The sequence below is a fragment of the Streptomyces sp. KPB2 genome, assembly GCF_003950055.1.
Classification (GTDB): Bacteria; Actinomycetota; Actinomycetes; order Streptomycetales; family Streptomycetaceae; genus Streptomyces; species Streptomyces salinarius.
Genome location: NZ_CP034353.1, coordinates 6,961,509 through 6,978,447 on the forward strand (window position 1 = coordinate 6,961,509; position 16,939 = coordinate 6,978,447).

A 16,939-nucleotide genomic window follows, 5' to 3' on the forward strand; every position below is an offset into this window, starting at 1 on the left:
ATTCCGCCTGGACACGGCGGGACGCGTCCGCTGGGATGGAGCGGTGAGCACCGACACCGCGACCGACGTCTTCGAAGCACACCGGCCCGTCCTCCTGGGCGTCGCCTACCGCATGCTGGGCCGCCTGGCCGACGCGGAGGACGTGGTCCAGGAGGCGTGGCTGCGCTGGTCCGGTGCCGACCGCGCCGCCGTGCGCGAACCCCGCGGCTACCTGGTGCGCGTCACCACCCGGCTCGCCATCGACCGGCTGCGCCAGGTCAAGTCGCGCGGCGAGACCTACGTGGGCCCGTGGCTGCCCGAGCCCTACGTCACCGACTTCGGGGACGCGGTGCCGGACACCGCCGAGCGGGCCGTCCTCGCCGACTCCGTCTCCCTCGCCGTCCTCGTCGTCCTGGAGTCGCTGTCGCCGCTGGAACGGGCGGTGTTCGTCCTCAGGGAGGCCTTCGGGTACCCGTACGCGGAGATCGCCGCCATGCTGGAGCGCGGCGAGGCCGCGGTGCGCCAGCTCGCCGGACGCGCCCGCAAGCACGTCGACGAGCGGCGGCCCCGCTACGACGTGGACCCGGCGCTGCGCCGCGACCTCACCGAGCGCTTCCTCGCCGCCGCGGTCGAGGGCGACCTGGCCGGCCTGCTGGCCACGCTCGCGCCGGACGTCCGGCTCGTGGGCGACAGCGGGGGCCGTTCCAAGGCGCCGCTGCGCGTGCTGGAGAGCTCCGACAAGGTGGGGCGCTTCCTGTTCGGCGTCGCCCGGCAGGGCATTCCCGACATGTCCTTCGACTTCCTGGAGCTCAACGGCGGCCCCGCCGCTCTGGTCCGCTCCGGCGGCAAGCCCGATTCCGTCGTCCAGGTGGACGTCGCCGACGGGCGCATCCAGGCGGTGTACATCATCCGCAACCCGGACAAACTGGTGTCCCTGGCCGACGCCACCTGACTCCCGCCGCCCCGCCGTCACCTCGCGGCCCCGGTCCCGTTCTCCGGCGGGAGCCGGGGCCGTCCTGTTCGCGGGATTGGTCTTGACCAAGGGGGTGGGGCGTTTTATGGTCGCAGAGAACTGCAACAACCTTTAATAAACAAGGGCGTCAAAACGCCGCCGGACCACGGCGATTGCGGAGGACAGGGTGGGGACCACGCAGTTGGAATCGGTGCCGGAGCCCAAGTACTGGCACCTCAGGACCGTGCTCAGCGAGGCCCTGGACTCGGAGTTCGAGGTGGGCGAGATCCTGCCCAACGAACGCGACCTCGCCGCCCGCTTCGGCGTGGCCCGCGCGACCCTGCGCCAGGCCCTGGAGCAGCTCGAACTGGAGGGCAGGCTCCAGCGTCGGCGCGGCGTCGGCACGACCGTGGCCCCGCCGCGCGTCGGCGTGGCCGTCGACACCCGGGAGCACGCCTGGCCCGGGACGGCCGACGACGCCTGGCAACCGGGCGACTGCGCCCTCGCGGCACCTCCCGCGGCCGTGGCCGACGTCCTGGAGACGGGCCGCGACGAGCCCGTCCACACCGTCCGTCGCCTGCGCGTGAGTCACGGGCGGCCCGTCGCCGCCGAACTGCTGTACGTCCCGTCGTCCTCGGTACCCGGCCTCCCCGCCATCGACGCCCCCTCGGGCGCCGCACGCGCGCGTGCCGTGCTGCGTGAACTGCAGCGCGGGGCACTGGAGCGCCGGGAGAGCGCCGTCGAGCTGGGCTCGGCCGGCGCGGACGACGCGAAGGAGCTGGACCGTCTCCCGGGCGCGCCCGTCCTCGTGGTCACCACCCGCTACTTCGCCGAGGGACGCACCGCCGCGCTCTCCGTCGCCACCTACCGCGCGGACACCTGCCGGCTGACGTTCGGCGACCTCGGCGACGTGGAGATCCACCACGGCCCCCAGACCCAGGCCTCCTGACCACCCCGCCCCACGACCCGCCGCAGCGGGCCTCGCCCCGGGTGGGCCGTGGATTGCGCATGCCGGGTGGGCGTGCTCACCGGCTGTCGGCGCCGGCGCTCCGGCGCGTGTGTTGACGCTGACCGGTGAGAGCGCGCCCTGACGGGCCACCGCCCGCCGCCGGGGCCGGGCGGCTTCGGCGCGTGTCATCACTGTCTCGCGGCTGCACGTCCACCGGGCCGGTCCCCGACGGCCGCACGGGTGCCGGCGCCTCGCCGAGCGTGGTGGCACCCGTGCGGCCGAGGCGGGGCCGCACGCCCAGTGCCACCAGGCCGTACGGCCGTCGTCGGGGTCAGCGGCGGGCCGTCGCGCCCTCGACCGCGAAGAGCTGCTCCTCCACATGGTCGAGGGCCAGCCGCAGCGCGCCCGTGGCCACGGCGGCCTCGCCGAGCAGGGACAGGGCCACCCGCGGCGGGCGCAGGCAGTAGCGGGCCAGCTCCCGGCGCAACGGCTCCAGCACGCCGTCCAGCCCGGCCGCCCAGCCGCCGATGACGACCATCTCGGGATCGAGCGCCAGCGCCAGCGCCGCCACGTCGTGCACCAGCCGCTGGATGAAGCGCTCGACGGCCGCGCGGGCGCGCTCGTCGCCCTCCCGGGCCTGGGCGAAGACCTTGGCGACGGCCTGCTCGTCCAGCGGGTGCAGCGGCTGGTCCGTGGTCGACAACAGCGTCTCCGGCGTCACGTCCCGGCCCAGCAGGTGCAGCGCGCCGATCTCCCCGGCCGCCCCGCCGTACCCCCGGTGCAACCGGCCGCCGATCAGCGCACCGGCCCCGGGGCTGAGCCCGGCCAGCACGAACACGATGTCCTCGCACTCGGTGGCGGAGCCCTTCCAGTGCTCGGCGACCGCCGCCGCGTTCGCGTCGTTCTCGACCAGCACCGGGCACTTGAAGGAACGGCTCAGTCGCTCACCGAGCCCGAGCCCCGTCCACCCCGGCAGCGCCGTGCCCAGGCGCACCGTGCCGTCCGCCTCGACGATGCCCGGCGTGGCCGCGCCGACCGCCCGCAGCGAACCGCGCGCCACACCGGCCCGGCGCAGCAGGTCGGCGACGGCCGTGCGCAGCCGCTCCAGGCGCTCGTCGGCCGACGCGTTCTCGTCCACGTCCTTCGCCTGGGCGCCGATCACCCGGCCGTCCAGGTCGGACAGGAGCGCGGCGACGCGGTGCGGACCGATCTCCAGGCCCAGCAGATGCCCGGCCTCCGCCCGGAACCGGAACCGCCGCGCGGGGCGGCCCTGCCGCCGGGCGGTGCCCCCGTCGGCGGCGGCCTCGACGACCAGGCCGGCCTCGATCAGCCCCTCCACGACGCCCTCGACGGTCGGCCGGGAGAGTCCCGTCACCCGGGTGATCTCGGTCAGCGTCGCGGAGTCCGTCGCACGCAACGCGTGCAGTACCACGGCGGAGTTGATCCGCCGCAACAGCGACGGATCCCCGCCGGTCAGGCCTGCCAAGGTCCGTCCTCCCAGCTAGTGCGCGTGTTGGCCGGATGGTACTCGGCCCGCCGACCCCCGGCGAGCTCCGGTCCGCCGCTTCCCCGCCCGCGACGGTTCCTCAACCGGGTGCCACGAACCCCGACTCGTACGCCGTGATCACCGCCTGGGTGCGGTCCCGCGCGCCCAGCTTCGCCAGTACGGCGCTCACATGCGACTTCACCGTCTCGGTGCCGACGATCAGCCGCACCGCGATCTCGGCGTTCGACAGCCCCCGCGCCATCAGGCGCAGCACCTCGCCCTCCCGCTCGGTCAGCCGCGCCCGCTCCAGCACCGCGCGGGCCGCCCGGTTGCCGCCCCCGTCGCCGTACTCGGCGGCCAGCTGCCGCACCGAGGCGGGGAACAGCAGGGACTCGCCCTCGGCGATCAGCCGTACCGCATGCACGATCTCGGCCGGGCGGGCGCGCTTGAGCAGGAACCCGTCCGCGCCCGCACGCAGCGCTTCGTACACGTACTCGTCGTTCTCGAAGGTCGTCACCACGAGGATCTTCGGCGGTTCGGCCACCGTCCGCAGCAGCGCGCGCGTGGCCTCGATGCCGTCCAGCAGCGGCATCCGGACGTCCATGGCGACCACGTCCGGCCGCACCTGCCGCACCAGCGGAATCACCGCCGCTCCGTCGGCCGCCTCCCCGACCACCTCGATGTCCGGCTGCGCCTCCAGCACGGCCCGAAGGCCCGCGCGTACGAGGGGTTCGTCGTCGACGAGGAGCACTCTGACCGGCATTTCGCCAGCCTAGATCAGCCCCGCGGCAGCTCGACGCGCACCGCCCAGTCACCGGCGTCGTCCGGTCCCGTGTGCGCCCGGCCGCCCAGGAGCGCGGCCCGTTCGCGTATGCCCCGCAGCCCGCCGCCCCGTCCCGGCGCGACACTCGCGTCCGGCAGCGGGTTGCGCACGTCCAGGGAGAGCGCGCCGTCCGCCACCTCGATGCGCACGCGCGCGGGCACGGCACCCGCGTGCCGCAGCACATTGGTCAGCGCCTCCTGCAGCATGCGGTAGCCCTCACGGGAGACATGGCCCGGCAGCGTCTCCAGCGGGCCCACGACCTCGGCGTCGACCTTGGCCCCCGAGGCCCGCGCGGACTCCAGCAGCCGGCCGGCGTCCGCGAGCGTCGGTCTGCTGCCGGCCGGCCGCTCCGACTCGCGCAGCACGCCGAGCACCCGCTCCAGATCCTCCAGGGCCGCCCTGCCGGTCTCCTCGATGGCGGTCAGGGCCCGGTCGGTGAACTCCGCGCTGTTCGCCGCCCGCGCGGCCCCCGCCTGGACGACGGCGACGGTCAGCGCGTGGCCGATGGAGTCGTGCAGCTCGCGCGCGATGCGATTGCGTTCCAGGAGTTGCTCGGTGCGCTCCTCCAGGGCGGAGAGCCGTTCGGCGGCGGACGGGCCGAGCAGGCGGCGCGCGGCGGCGGTCAGCACCTCGCCGAGGCCGACCACCACCCCGTACAGCGCGATGAGCGGGAGCGGCGCCAGCAGGCCGTACGCCCACTGCGGCTCGCCCGACAGGGCGGGCAGGTCCTCGGTCTCGTGCCCCACCGCGCGCGCGGCGAGGGCGTACGCCACGATCGGCAGCCAGATCGAGAGGTAGGCGGCCACTCCGCCGAGCAGCGTCCGTATTTCCAGCCACAGCACGGTCCGCCAGCGGTCCCGCCAGGCCGTGGCGGGCCGGGTGGAGAAGTCCGCCTCGGCCTCGTCCGGCGTCAGCAGCAGCCGGGCCTGCATCACCTCGCCCACCCGCACCGCCGGGATCAGACCCACCGGCACCAGTACGAGCAGCGGCACCCAGGGCAGCCGCGGTTCCACCCACAACCACACACTGATCGCGGCCACCGGCACCCACAGGTGCAGCAGCCGGGTGTACGTCCTCCCGCGTACCAGCGGGCGCAGCAGGCGAACCATCCCGTCATCGTGTCACCCGGCACCGACAGCGGGGCTCCCCCGCACGGGGGAGGCATGCTCCACGGGTGGGGGAGGCCCTCGCGTGGTGCGGTCCGCCAGGCTGCTGCCATGACCAGCATCGACGTCCGGAACCTCACCAAGGAGTACGGCACCCGACGAGCCGTCGACGACCTCACCTTCACCGTGCGCCCCGGTCGCGTCACCGGCTTCCTCGGCCCCAACGGCGCGGGCAAGTCCACCACCATGCGGCTCGTGCTGGGCCTGGACCGGCCCACCTCCGGCACCGCGACCGTCGGCGGACGCGCCTACACCACCCTGTACGAACCGCTGCGGCACGTGGGCGCCCTGCTCGACGCGGACGCCGCTCACGGCTCGCGCACCGCCCGGAACCACCTGCGCGTCCTGGCGGCGAGCAACCGCGTCCCCCACCGCCGGGTCGACGAGGTGATGGAGGAGACGGGCATCGCCGCCGTGGCCCGCCGCCGGGTGAAGACGTACTCCCTGGGCATGCGCCAGCGGCTGGGCATCGCCGCCGCGCTGCTGGCCGATCCCGAAGTGCTGCTGCTGGACGAGCCGTCCAACGGGCTGGATCCCGAGGGGATCATCTGGATCCGGGAACTGCTGCGCCGACTGGCGGCCGAGGGGCGCACGGTCCTGGTCTCCAGTCACCTGATGAACGAGACCGCGTCCTTCGCCGACCACCTGATCGTCCTGGGCCGGGGCCGCCTGCTGGCCGACACACCCATGCGGGAGTTCATTGACGCGCGCGTGCGGCCACGGGTCCGCGTCCGGACGCCGGACGCGACCGCGCTGAAGGCCGCACTCGCCCGGCACGGCCATGACGCGGTGGAACACGACTCCGGCCACTGGACCGTGCACGACGCGCGCGTGGAGGACATCGGCCGGATCGTGTCCGGCGCGGGTGTGCCCGTCCTCGAACTGGCCGCGGACGAGGGAACGCTGGAACAGGCCTACCTCGACCTGACCGCCACCGAGACCGAGTTCACCGCACAGCCCCAGGAGGCCCGACCATGAACCTCACGCCCGTCCTCCGCGCGGAGGCGCTCAAGGTGCTCACCCTGCGCTCGCTGTGCGGCACCCTGCTGGCCCTGTTCGCCGCCACCACGGCGTTCTCCGCGCTGGCGGGGGCGTCCGACGCCTCCGACCCGGACTTCGATCCGCTGTTCACGGCCCTGTCCGGGGTCATGCCGGGCCAGATCGCGGCCATCGCCTTCGGAGCCGTCGTCGTCTCCAGCGAGTACCAGGGCAACGGGATCCGGCTCACTCTGGCCGCGGTTCCGCAGCGGGGCCGGTGGTTCGCGGCGAAGCTGGTGGTCGTCGCCGTACCGGCCCTCGGGGTGGGGCTGGTCACCGCACTCGCCGCGCTGCTCGCCGCCCGGGCCGGCCTCGGCACGGCGGCGGACGAACTCACCGCCGGCGAGCAGGTCCGTGGCGTCGTGGGCTGCGGGCTCTACCTCATGCTCATGGCCCTGTTCGCGGCCGGCCTCACCGCCCTCTTCCGCAGTGGCGTGGCCACCCTGTCCACCCTGATCCCGTTCATCCTCGTCGTCTCCTTCGTGATCGGGGACGCGGCCGGCACCGTCGCCGACTTCCTGCCGGACAAGGCGGGTCAGATCGTCCTCCACCAGACGTACGACGGGACGTTGGGACCCTGGACCGGACTCGTGGTGACCGCGCTCTGGGCGGCGGCAGCCCTCCTGGCCGGGTTCTGGCGACTGCGCAGCCGGGACGCCTGAGCACGCGCGGCCGGCGAGGCCAGGCTGACACCCCGCCAATTGTCAGTGGCGGCGGGTTTACTGGACACATGGACATCGCACGGCACCTCGCCCTCGTCGACGAGCTGTGCTTCCGGCCCTTCCCGGCGGAGCACGGCCCGTCGGCCGAGGGCTTCGCGGGCCCCGGGTGCTTCTGGGCGGTGCTGGCGGGCAGCCACGGTCTCGGCGGTCGCGACCCGGCGGAGCGGGCGGTGACGGTGGAGCAGTACGAGAAGGAGCGGGACGCGCTCTACGAACGGCTCGCTCCGCGCTGGGGCCGGACGGCCCCCTGGAACCTGCAGACGGTCCTGCTGCGGACCGAGCGGGAGGAGATACCCGAGCCGTGGGCCGCCCTGAGCGCCCACGCGCGCGTGGCGTACCTGTGGGAGGTGGCGGGCACCGGCCGCTGGGTCGCGGTGGCCGTCGCCGACCGCGACGGGGCGGACGAGGTGCGGCTGCTGGCGGTGGTCACGGCGGAGGCACCACCGTGACCGTCCCGCCTACGACCCCGGCCGTGCCTGGGCCGCGACCCGCAGCCGGGCGAACTCCTCCGCCATCGTCCCCGCCGTCCAGTGCGCGTTCAGCCCACTGGGGTTGGGCAGCACCCACACCCGGGTACTCCCGAACATACGCTCCTGCGGCCCGACTTGTGCCCTCCGCTCGTCGAAAGCGGTCCGGTACGCGGTGACACCGACCACGGCCAGCCAGCGGGGACGCAGCCGCGCCACCTTCGCCACCAGCAGCCGCCCGCCCTCCCGGTACTCCTCGGCGGTCAGTTCGTCCGCCCGCGCACTGGCCCGCGCCACGACGTTCGTGATGCCGAGCCCGTACGAGGGCAACAGCCCCTGCTCCGACGGCTTCAGCAGCCGGGGCGTGAACCCGGACAGATGCAGGACCGGCCAGAAGCGGTTGCCCGGACGGGCGAAGTGGTGGCCCGTCACCGCCGTCATCAGGCCGGGATTGATGCCGCAGAACAGCACACGGAGGCCGTCCGCGACGACGTCCGGTACGAGACGGTCGCGGGCGGCCTCCAGCTCGGCCCGGGTGAAGCGGGTCAGAGGATGGCTCCGGGGGTGTATCCGGCGGCCTCCGGGTGGCGCTTGACGATCTCCTCGATCCGGCCGACGACGACACCGACCTGGTCGGCGGCGGCGCCGGTGAAGGAGAGCTTGTCGGCCATCAGGGCGTCCAGGGCGGCCCGGTCCAGCGGGATGCGCTCGTCGGCGGCCAGCTTGTCCAGCAGCTCGTTGCGCTCGGCGCCCTGCTCGCGCATGGCCAGCGCGGAGGCGACCGCGTTCTCCTTGATCGCCTCGTGCGCGACCTCGCGGCCCACACCGCCCCGCACCGCGCCCATCAGCACCTTGGTGGTGGCCAGGAACGGCAGGTAGCGGTCCAGCTCCCGGGCCACGACGGCCGGGAAGGCACCGAACTCGTCGAGGACGGTCAGGAACGTCTCCAGGAGGCCGTCCAGCGCGAAGAACGCGTCGGGGAGCGCCACCCGGCGCACCACCGAGCAGGACACGTCGCCCTCGTTCCACTGGTCGCCCGCCAGCTCGCCGGTCATCGAGGCGTAGCCGCGCAGGATCACCATCAGGCCGTTGACGCGCTCGCAGGAGCGGGTGTTCATCTTGTGCGGCATCGCGGACGAGCCGACCTGGCCGGGCTTGAAGCCCTCGGTGACCAGCTCGTGCCCCGCCATCAGCCGGATGGTCTTGGCCAGCGACGACGGCGCCGCCGCCAGCTGCACCAGCGCGGTGACGACCTCGTAGTCCAGGGAGCGCGGGTAGACCTGGCCGACCGAGGTGAACGCCTGCGAGAAGCCGAGGTGCCCGGCGATCCGCTGCTCCAGCTCGGCGAGCTTGCCGGCGTCACCGCCGAGCAGGTCCAGCATGTCCTGGGCGGTGCCGACCGGGCCCTTGATGCCGCGCAGCGGGTAGCGGCCGAGCAGCTCCTCCACCCGGCCGTACGCGACGAGCAGCTCGTCGGCGGCGGTGGCGAACCGCTTGCCCAGCGTCGTGGCCTGGGCGGCGACGTTGTGGGAGCGGCCGGCCATGACCAGCTCGCCGTACTCGCCGGCCAGCTTGCCCAGGCGGGCCAGGACGGCCACCGAACGGTCCCGGATCAGCTCGAGCGACAGCCGGATCTGCAGCTGCTCCACGTTCTCCGTGAGGTCGCGGGAGGTCATGCCCTTGTGCACGTGCTCGTGCCCGGCGAGGTCGTTGAACTCCTCGATCCGCGCCTTCACGTCGTGCCGGGTGACCTTCTCGCGCTCGGCGATCGAGGCCAGGTCGACCTGGTCCAGGACGCGCTCGTAGTCGGCGATCGCGGCGTCGGGCACCTCGATGCCCAGGTCCTTCTGGGCCCGCAGCACGGCGAGCCAGAGCTGCCGCTCCAGCTTCACCTTCTGCTCGGGCGACCAGAGCGTGGCGAGCTCGGCGGAGGCGTAGCGTCCGGCGAGGACGTTCGGGATGCGGGGCTTGGCGGGAGCGGAAGTCACGTGGACGGATTCTACTGGCGATTCGTGCAGGTCGGCGCCGCGGGGCCGTTCGTCGGAAGCTACGAAGGGCCCGAGGCGCCGGGGATCACCGCGCGGGGCCCTCGTAGGGGAGCAGGTCCGGGCGCTTGGGCGGCAGGCCGTCCCCGGAGGAGCGGCCGGTCAGCCTGCGGCCTATCCAGGGCAGCAGGTGCTGCCGGGCGAACCGGACGTCCGCGGTCCTGCGCGCCGTCCAGCCCGGCGGCGGCGTCGCCGGGATCGGCGCGTGCCACTCGGGGTCCTCGGGTTCGTACCCGAGCGACTGCCACACCGCCTCCGCCACCCGGCGGTGGCCCTCGGCGGTCAGGTGCAGCCGGTCCACGTCCCACATCCGGGGGTCGGCCAGCGACCGGGCCGAGTAGAGGTCGACGACCACGGTACCGTGCTGCTTCGCCAGGTCGTCGATGACGGCGAACAGCGCCTCCATGCGCGGCCGGAACCGCTCCAGGACCGGCCCCTGACGGCCCGGGCTGCGCATCAGCACCAGCTGCTCGCAGTGGGGGGCGAGCCGCTCCACGGCCTGGGTCAGCAGGTCCCGCACCCGGGCCATGTCGCACTTGGGCCGCAGCGTGTCGTTGAGCCCGCCGACCAGCGTGATCACGTCGGCGCCCATGGCCGCGGCCACGTCCACCTGCTCGTCGACGATCTGCCCGATCAGCTTCCCGCGCACCGCGAGGTTGGCGTACCGGAAGCCGGGGGAGCGGGCCGCCATCCGCGCGGCGAGGAGGTCGGCCCAGCCCCGGTAGGAGCCGTCGGGCAGCAGGTCCGACATGCCCTCGGTGAAGGAGTCGCCGACGGCGACGAGACTGGTGTACGTGGGATTCGTCTGCATGGCGACGGAAATGCTATCCCCCGCACATACCCGCCGGTCGGTCACCCTCCGGGCCCGCGGCCCGGGTCCGCGGCCCGGGTCCGCGCGGACCCCGCTCACGTCCGTTGCCCGAACAGCTCCCGCAGCACGTCCTCCATGGTCACCAGTCCCGCGAGCCGCCCGTCCGAGCCGAGCACCGCCGCCAGGTGGGTGCGGCTGCGCCGCATGGCGGTGAGCACGTCGTCCAGCGGGGTGCGCTCGCGCACCCGGGCGATGGGACGCATGTCCCGCAGCCGGAACGGCACGTCCCGCGGCGAGGCGTCCAGGGCGTCCTTCACGTGCAGGTAGCCGACGATCCGCCGCCCCTCGTCGACCACCGGGAAACGGGAGAACCCCGACCGCGCCGAGAGCCGCTCCAGCTGCTCCGGGGTGATGCCCACGCGCGCGTGGACGACGCGCTCCAGCGGCAGCACCACGTCCCGCACCGGCCGCCGGCCCAGCTCCAGGGCGTCGTGCAGCCGCTCCCGGGCCCGGTCGTCGATCAGCCCGGCCTCGCCGGCGTCCTTGACGATCTCCGCCAGCTCCGCGTCCGTGAAGGTCGCCGCCACCTCGTTCTTCGCCTCGACCCTGAGCAGCTTGAGCAGCCCGTTCGCGAAGGCGTTGACCGTGAAGATCACCGGGCGCAGCGCCCGGGACAGCGCCACCAGCGGGGGCCCGAGGATCAGCGCGCTACGGACCGGCTCGGCCAGCGCGATGTTCTTCGGCACCATTTCGCCGAGCAGCATGTGCAGATACGTCGCCAGCGCCAGGGCGATCACGAAGGACACGGCGTGCCCCGCGCCCGACGGCACACCCATCGCGTGGAACACCGGCTCCAGCAGGTGCGCGATCGCCGGTTCCGCGACGATGCCGAGGACCAGCGTGCACAGGGTGATGCCGAGCTGGGCCGCGGCCAGCAGCGCCGACACGTGCTCCAGCCCCCACAGCACGCGCTTGGCACGGGCGTCGCCCTCTTCGGCGTACGGCTCCACCTGGCTGCGGCGCACCGAGATCAGCGCGAACTCGGCGCCCACGAAGAACGCGTTGACGACCAGCGTCGCCAGACCGATCAGCAGCTGTACGGCGGTCACCGGCCGGACTCCCCTTCGTCCTCCCCGCCGGAGCCGGAGCCGGAGCCGGAGCCGGAGCCGGAGCCCGGACCGGCCGCGTCGTCGAGGGGAGCGTGCATCAGCACCCGGGCCGCCCGGCGCCCCGTGGCGTCCACGACGTCCAGCCGCCAGCCGGCCACGTCGAGACGGTCGCCGACGGCGGGGATGCGCCCGAGACCGGCCGCGATCAGCCCCGCGACCGTCTCGTACGGCCCCTCGGGCACCCGCAGCCCCAGCCGCTCCAGCCGGTCCACGCGTGCCGAGCCGTCGGCCCAGTACAGGGCGTGTCCCTCGTCGTCCGTGCCAGCCGGGTCGAGGTCGGGCGTCTCGTGCGGATCGTGCTCGTCCCGCACCTGGCCGACGACCTCCTCGACGATGTCCTCCAGCGTGGCCACCCCCGCCGTACCGCCGTACTCGTCGATCACCACGGCCATCGTGCGCCGCCCGGACAGCCGGTCCAGGAGCCGGTCCACGGTCAGTGACTCGGGCACGAGCAACGGCTCGCGCATCAGGTCGGCCACCGGCATCCCGGGCCGCCGCTCGGCGGGCACCGCCAGGACGTCCTTGACGTGCGCCGTGCCGACCACGGCGTCGAGGGTCTCCCGGTAGACGGGGAACCGGGACAGTCCCGTCGCCCGCGTCGCGTTCGCCACGTCCTGGCAGGTCGCCCGCGCCTCCAGCGCCACGACCTGGACCCGCGGGGTCATGACCTGCTGCGCCGTCAGGTCGGCCAGGTTCAGCGTGCGCACGAACAACTCGGCGGTGTCGGGCTCCAGCGCGCCCTCCTTCGCCGAGTGCCGGGCGAGCGCCGCCAGCTCCTGCGGCCCGCGCGCCGAGGCCAGTTCCTCGGCGGGCTCCACGCCGAAGCGGCGCACGACGCGGTTGGCGGTGTTGTTCAGGTGGGTGATGAAGGGCCGGAAGGCGGTGCTGAACCAGCGCTGCGGGCCGCCCACCCGCTTGGCCACGGCCAGCGGCGAGGAGATCGCCCAGTTCTTCGGCACCAGCTCGCCGACGATCATCAGGAAGACCGTCGACAGGGCCGTGCCGAGCACCAGCGCCAGCGAGGAGGCCGCCGAACGGGACATGCCCAGGTCCTCCAGCGGCCCGGAGATCAGCGCCGCGACCGACGGCTCGGCCAGCATGCCGACGACCAGGTTGGTGACCGTGATGCCGAGCTGCGCGCCGGAGAGCTGGAAGGTCAGGTTCCGTACGCCCTTGAGGGCGCTCGTCGCGCCCCGCTCGCCCCGCGCCGCGGCCCGCTCCAGCTCGCCCCGTTCGACGGTGGTCAGCGAGAACTCGGCCGCGACGAAGGCACCGCACGCGAGCGAGAGCAGGATCGCCACCAGCAGCAGGAGCACTTCCGTCATCGGGTCACCTCGGATCCATGATCGACCAGGAACCGGAGGTTCGCCCGATGTTCAACCCTTCAACCTTTCGCTCGGGGACGCTCAGCCGGTGAGGGGTTTCACCCAGCGCCGCCACTGCTCCTGCGGCTCGTACCCGGCTGCCCGCCAGGCATGCTGGGCCCGCTCGTTGCGCACCAGCACCATCGCGTCCCCGCGGCGCCCCCCGAGCCGGACGAACCGCTCGTCGGCCGCGGTGAGCAGGGCCGAGCCGATGCCCCGGCGCCGGTGGTCCGGGTGCACCGCCAGCCGGTACAGATGACAGCGCCAGCCGTCGAAGCCCGCGATCACCGTGCCCACCAGCTCCCCGCCGCGCTCGGCCAGGAGCAGCGCCTCCGGGTCGCGCGCCACCAGCCGCTCCACGCCGTCCCGGTCGTCGCTGATGCTCGTCCCCTCGGCGGCCGTCCTCCAGAAGGTCAGCACGGTGTCCAGGTCCTCGGGCCCGGCGGGCCGTATGCGCAGATCACTCATGTCCGCGATCCCACCACGCGCGCCGGACCCCGGTGCGGTATTTCCGGCATGCGGACCGGCGCCGTGCGCGAGTCGGCGGCGGTCAGTCCTCGCGCAGGGCCCGCAGCACCGGGGCGAAGGCCTCCATGGACGGCTCCAGCACGGTCAGGTAGGTGAAGCCGTACCGCTCGCGCTGCGCCCGCACCTGCGCGGTGATCTGCTCCAGGGTGCCGGCCAGGAAGATGGGCAGCTCCAGCGCCTGGCCGGGGGTGAGGTGGGGCAGGTACTCCAGATAGGGACGGACGGCGGCGGCCCGGTCCTCGGTGACGACGACCATCTGGATGAGCAGGTTCAGCTCCGCCGGTTCCTCGCGGTCCACCGCCAGCTCCCGGTAGCGGGCGACGCGCTCGTCGAGCTCCTCGGCGGTGAGCGGGGCCAGCTGCCCCGTCGAGCTGCCCCGCACGGTGCGCCCGCCGGTGAACGCGGCGACGGCGGCGTGCCGGGCGGCCAGCTCCAGCATCCGGTCGCCGTTCGCGCCGATCAGCAGCGGGACCCCGGGCCGCTGCACGGGCCGGGGCAGGTGGTCCGCGTCGCCCAGCAGCCGCTCCAGCTCCTCCACGGTGCGCCGCAGGTGGTCCACCCGCTCGCCCGGCGAACCGAAGGCCAGGCCGGCGGTGTCGTGCTCCGCGCGTACGTAGCCGGTGCCGAGCCCGAGTTCCAGGCGCCCGCCCGTCAGGGCGTCCGTGGTCGCCACCTCCCGGGCGAGCAGCGCCGGGTTCCAGAAACCCGTGTTGAGCACGAACGTGCCGAGCCGGGGCCGCTCGGTGGCCCGGGCCGCGGCGACCAGCGCGGGGAACGGCGCCGGCATGCCGAGGTGGTCCGGCACCAGGATCACGTCGTACCCGAGCTCCTCGGCCCGCCGGCACTTGGCGTCCCACTCGTCTGCCGGGGCGGCGCTCATGAGGTTGACGCCGAAGCGGAACGGACGCGGCATGAACTCTCCTCACACACGGGTGCCCTGTGGTCACGAGGAGTCAATCACCTCCGCGTGCCGGGCAGGAAGCCCCGGCCGACCGGTCGAACGACCGGCGGCCGGCCTTGCCGCTGCTAGCGTTTCGGCGCTAGCTTCGAGGTATGGCGAAGACCCAGAAGGCCCAGCTGAACGTGCGGGTGGACGAGGGCACCGCGCGGGCGGCCCGCGAGAAGGCCCTGGCCCGGGGGATGAGCGTCAACCGCTACATCGAGGAACTGGTCCGGCAGGACACCGGGGAGGCCGGCCACACCTTCGTGGAGGCCGCCGCCGACTTCATGCGGCAGTACGAGAAGGTCTTCGCCGAGGAGGTCGGCGAGGGCCGTCGCTGAGCCCTCACGCCCCCGGATGAACGACCTCACCATCGATCTCGCCTGGCTGCTGATGCTCGCCGAGCAGCGCACTCCCGGCGACCCTCAGGTCACCGACTGGGGCGCGCTCGTCGCGGCCGTGGCCCGCCACCGGGCCGAGATATTCGACACGCCGGTCTACACCACCCCGCACGCCCGCGCCGCCGCCCTGCTCCAGCTGCTGATCCACGTCCCGGCGCTGGAGCGCTCCAACGCCCTGTTCGCCTCCGCGGTCGCCTACGCCTACCTGGTCGCGAGCGGCGTCAAGGCAGCCCCCGAGCCCGAGCAGGTACGGGACCTCGCGCTGCTGGTCAAGAGGGGCGAGGCGTCGGTCGAGGAGATCGCGGACGAACTGCGCCGGTGGAGCGCGTGACCGCGGCCGCGGCTCAGGACGGCCGCCAGGCCGTGCCCAGCACGCAGTACGAACTCGGCAGCGTCGGCCCGTTCTCCGGCATCATCACCCGCCGGTAGGGCCCGAGCGTGAACCCGGCCTCCCGCAGCGCGGCCACCGGTTCGCGGGAGAGGTGGCAGCCGCCGGACAGGGGAGGCCACAGCGTCCGGTCCAGGGCGCTCTGGGTGAAGGTCATCACCCGCCCGCCGCCCCGTCCGTGCTCGAAGAACCGCACCTGTCCGCCGGGGCGCAGAACCCGCCGCAGCTCCGCGAGCGCCCGGGGCACGTCCCGGACGCTGCACAGCACCAGCGAGACCACGGCCGCGTCGAAGGCCTCGCTCTTGACCGGCAGTGCCTCCGCCGCGCCGGGCGCCACGTCCACCGGCACCCGCGCGTGCTGTGCCGCATCCACCGCCAATCGCCGCAGCACGCGCTCCGGCTCGATGGCGACGACCTCGGAGACGGTGCCCGGGTAGTGCGAGAAGTTCAGCCCGTTGCCCGCGCCGACCTCGATCACCCGCCCGGAGAGCCCGGCGAGCAGCCGTTCGCGCACGCGCGCCATGCCCATCCGGGTCTCGGCGCCCACACTCATCCGGGCGTAGCAACGGGCGAACAGCGGATGGTGCACGGTGTCCCGCGGCATCCGGTCGCGGGCCCGGACGGATCGCAGCGGCATGGGACCTCCCTCACGAGGCGACGCCTTACCGCGATTCTCCCCCGCCCGGGCCCCGCGCACCCACCGCGCCGACGACTCTTCCGGGGCGACCCCGCGGAGGCCGGGCGCCACCCGGAAGTCGCACCGTTCCGGGGCCCCAGCCTCGTCGCGGACGGTGGGCTCTCGTCACAAGCACCGCCGTCCCGAACGCACCGCCGGTCACGGACGCCCCGCTGCCCCGGACGCGCCGCCGGTCACGGGGCCCGCCATCGTCACGGCCGCACCGCCGGATACGGCGCGCCGCCGCCGGTCACAAGGCACCGCCGCGCGAACGCGCCGCCCGTCCGGGACGTACCGTCGTCCCGAACGCACCCCCGGTCAGGGGCCGTGCACTTCGGTGAACGTGTCCGCGTCCCACGTGCCCTCCAGCGGCGGAGCCAGCCAGTGCCGTGCCGCCGACCGGAAGCCGGCCGGGGGCAGGGCCCCCGCCCCGGCCGGGACCGCGCCGAGGAGGGGAGCGCCGGAGACGTCCGGGAGGTCCGCGAGGTTGCAGCGGGCGGCGAGGTCCGGGGACCCGGGCCAGCTGCCGATCACCAGCCCCGGCAACTCCAGGCCGCGGGACCGCAGTTCGCGCGCGGTCAGCTCGGTCGTGTTCAGCGTGCCCAGGCCCGCCGACGTCACCACCAGCACCGGCGCGCCCAGCAGACCGGCCACGTCCGCCAGTGTCCCGCCGGCCGCGTCGAAGCGTACGAGGAGCCCGCCCGCGCCCTCGACCAGGACCAGGTCGTGCTCGGTGGCCAGCTTGGCCGCGGCCTCCGCCACCTGCGGCGGGTGCACCGGCGCCCGCCCGGCCCGGCGCGCGGCCGTGCCCGGCGCCAACGGCTCCGGGAAGCGGGCCACTTCGGCGACCGTCACGTCACCCGCGAGCCGCGCCACCTCCCGCGCGTCCCCGGCCTCGTCCGGGCCCACGCCCGTCTGCGCGGCCTTCAGCACGGCCACCGACCGGCCGCCCGCCAGGGCCGCCGCGGCGACGGCGGCGGTCACGACCGTCTTGCCGACCTCCGTGCCCGTGCCCGTGATCACCAGTACCGGCAT

Annotated in this window: 19 protein-coding genes; 7 read left to right on the forward strand and 12 right to left on the reverse strand. The window is 74.2% G+C overall.

The features are described 5' to 3' along the window. The first annotated feature begins 43 nt into the window (after positions 1-43). Both D1J63_RS31495 and D1J63_RS31500 read left to right on the forward strand, forming a co-directional pair. On the forward strand, positions 44-931 hold the full coding sequence (locus D1J63_RS31495; protein WP_125633538.1) for an RNA polymerase sigma-70 factor: 888 nt from the start codon (positions 44-46) through the stop codon (positions 929-931). Between the two features lie 187 nt (positions 932-1,118). Then, the gene (locus tag D1J63_RS31500) at positions 1,119-1,880 is read left to right on the forward strand and encodes a GntR family transcriptional regulator (protein WP_125633540.1); all 762 of its coding nucleotides are present in this window, start codon (positions 1,119-1,121) and stop codon (positions 1,878-1,880) included. 331 nt (positions 1,881-2,211) lie between these two features. Here D1J63_RS31500 and D1J63_RS31505 read toward each other — a convergent pair whose 3' ends face one another. The 3 genes from D1J63_RS31505 to D1J63_RS31515 form a co-directional block, all read right to left on the reverse strand. Next, positions 2,212-3,366 (reverse strand): ROK family transcriptional regulator, encoded by a 1,155-nt coding sequence (locus D1J63_RS31505; RefSeq protein ID WP_125633542.1) that lies wholly within the window; start codon positions 3,364-3,366, stop codon positions 2,212-2,214. Between the two features lie 100 nt (positions 3,367-3,466). After that, complete coding sequence (locus D1J63_RS31510; RefSeq protein WP_125633544.1) at positions 3,467-4,129, reverse strand: response regulator transcription factor; 663 nt, start codon at positions 4,127-4,129, stop codon at positions 3,467-3,469. A gap of 14 nt (positions 4,130-4,143) precedes the next feature. After that, positions 4,144-5,298 carry a histidine kinase gene (locus D1J63_RS31515; RefSeq protein WP_125633546.1) on the reverse strand — a complete coding sequence of 385 codons (1,155 nt, stop codon included), beginning with the start codon at positions 5,296-5,298 and terminating at the stop codon, positions 4,144-4,146. Between the two features lie 108 nt (positions 5,299-5,406). On the opposite strand from D1J63_RS31515, the gene D1J63_RS31520 reads away from it, so the two are divergent. The 3 genes from D1J63_RS31520 to D1J63_RS31530 all read left to right on the forward strand — a co-directional run bounded on the left by D1J63_RS31520 (position 5,407) and on the right by D1J63_RS31530 (position 7,564). Beyond that, positions 5,407-6,333 carry an ABC transporter ATP-binding protein gene (locus tag D1J63_RS31520; RefSeq protein ID WP_125633548.1) on the forward strand — a complete coding sequence of 309 codons (927 nt, stop codon included), beginning with the start codon at positions 5,407-5,409 and terminating at the stop codon, positions 6,331-6,333. Continuing rightward, entirely contained in the window at positions 6,330-7,055 is a 726-nt protein-coding gene (locus D1J63_RS31525; RefSeq protein WP_125633550.1) for an ABC transporter permease, read from the forward strand. Before D1J63_RS31520 ends, D1J63_RS31525 begins: the two co-directional genes overlap by 4 nt. Before the next feature lie 68 nt (positions 7,056-7,123). Further along, a complete protein-coding gene (locus D1J63_RS31530) occupies positions 7,124-7,564 on the forward strand; it encodes a hypothetical protein (RefSeq protein WP_125633552.1) in 441 nt (146 codons plus the stop codon). A 9-nt stretch (positions 7,565-7,573) separates the two neighbouring features. Here D1J63_RS31530 and mug read toward each other — a convergent pair whose 3' ends face one another. The 7 genes from mug to D1J63_RS31565 all read right to left on the reverse strand — a co-directional run bounded on the left by mug (position 7,574) and on the right by D1J63_RS31565 (position 14,412). Beyond that, positions 7,574-8,131, reverse strand: coding sequence for a G/U mismatch-specific DNA glycosylase (gene mug / locus D1J63_RS31535; protein ID WP_164713254.1), 558 nt, complete (start codon positions 8,129-8,131; stop codon positions 7,574-7,576). After that, on the reverse strand, positions 8,128-9,570 hold the full coding sequence (purB, locus tag D1J63_RS31540; protein WP_102929533.1) for an adenylosuccinate lyase: 1,443 nt from the start codon (positions 9,568-9,570) through the stop codon (positions 8,128-8,130). Before purB ends, mug begins: the two co-directional genes overlap by 4 nt. Positions 9,571-9,655: 85 nt before the next feature. Then, positions 9,656-10,438, reverse strand: a complete 783-nt coding sequence (locus D1J63_RS31545) for an SGNH/GDSL hydrolase family protein (protein WP_125633554.1) — start codon at positions 10,436-10,438, stop codon at positions 9,656-9,658. A gap of 95 nt (positions 10,439-10,533) precedes the next feature. After that, the gene (locus D1J63_RS31550) at positions 10,534-11,547 is read right to left on the reverse strand and encodes a hemolysin family protein (protein ID WP_125633556.1); all 1,014 of its coding nucleotides are present in this window, start codon (positions 11,545-11,547) and stop codon (positions 10,534-10,536) included. Continuing rightward, positions 11,544-12,932 (reverse strand): hemolysin family protein, encoded by a 1,389-nt coding sequence (locus D1J63_RS31555; RefSeq protein ID WP_125633558.1) that lies wholly within the window; start codon positions 12,930-12,932, stop codon positions 11,544-11,546. Before D1J63_RS31555 ends, D1J63_RS31550 begins: the two co-directional genes overlap by 4 nt. 81 nt (positions 12,933-13,013) lie before the next feature. Next, complete coding sequence (locus D1J63_RS31560; RefSeq protein ID WP_125633560.1) at positions 13,014-13,439, reverse strand: GNAT family N-acetyltransferase; 426 nt, start codon at positions 13,437-13,439, stop codon at positions 13,014-13,016. A gap of 82 nt (positions 13,440-13,521) precedes the next feature. After that, the gene (locus tag D1J63_RS31565; RefSeq protein WP_125633562.1) at positions 13,522-14,412 is read right to left on the reverse strand and encodes an LLM class F420-dependent oxidoreductase; all 891 of its coding nucleotides are present in this window, start codon (positions 14,410-14,412) and stop codon (positions 13,522-13,524) included. A gap of 140 nt (positions 14,413-14,552) precedes the next feature. Here D1J63_RS31565 and D1J63_RS31570 point away from each other — a divergent pair, with 140 nt between their 5' ends. Next, complete coding sequence (locus D1J63_RS31570) at positions 14,553-14,780, forward strand: toxin-antitoxin system HicB family antitoxin (RefSeq protein ID WP_102929527.1); 228 nt, start codon at positions 14,553-14,555, stop codon at positions 14,778-14,780. A gap of 16 nt (positions 14,781-14,796) precedes the next feature. Further along, complete coding sequence (locus D1J63_RS31575) at positions 14,797-15,171, forward strand: fic family toxin-antitoxin system, toxin component (RefSeq protein WP_125633564.1); 375 nt, start codon at positions 14,797-14,799, stop codon at positions 15,169-15,171. Between the two features lie 13 nt (positions 15,172-15,184). Here the strand turns inward: D1J63_RS31575 and D1J63_RS31580 are convergent, their stop codons facing one another. Both D1J63_RS31580 and bioD read right to left on the reverse strand, forming a co-directional pair. Then, a complete protein-coding gene (locus D1J63_RS31580) occupies positions 15,185-15,865 on the reverse strand; it encodes a class I SAM-dependent methyltransferase (protein WP_125633566.1) in 681 nt (226 codons plus the stop codon). Positions 15,866-16,222: 357 nt separating this feature from the next. Further along, positions 16,223-16,939, reverse strand: a complete 717-nt coding sequence (gene bioD, locus D1J63_RS31585) for a dethiobiotin synthase (RefSeq protein ID WP_125633568.1) — start codon at positions 16,937-16,939, stop codon at positions 16,223-16,225.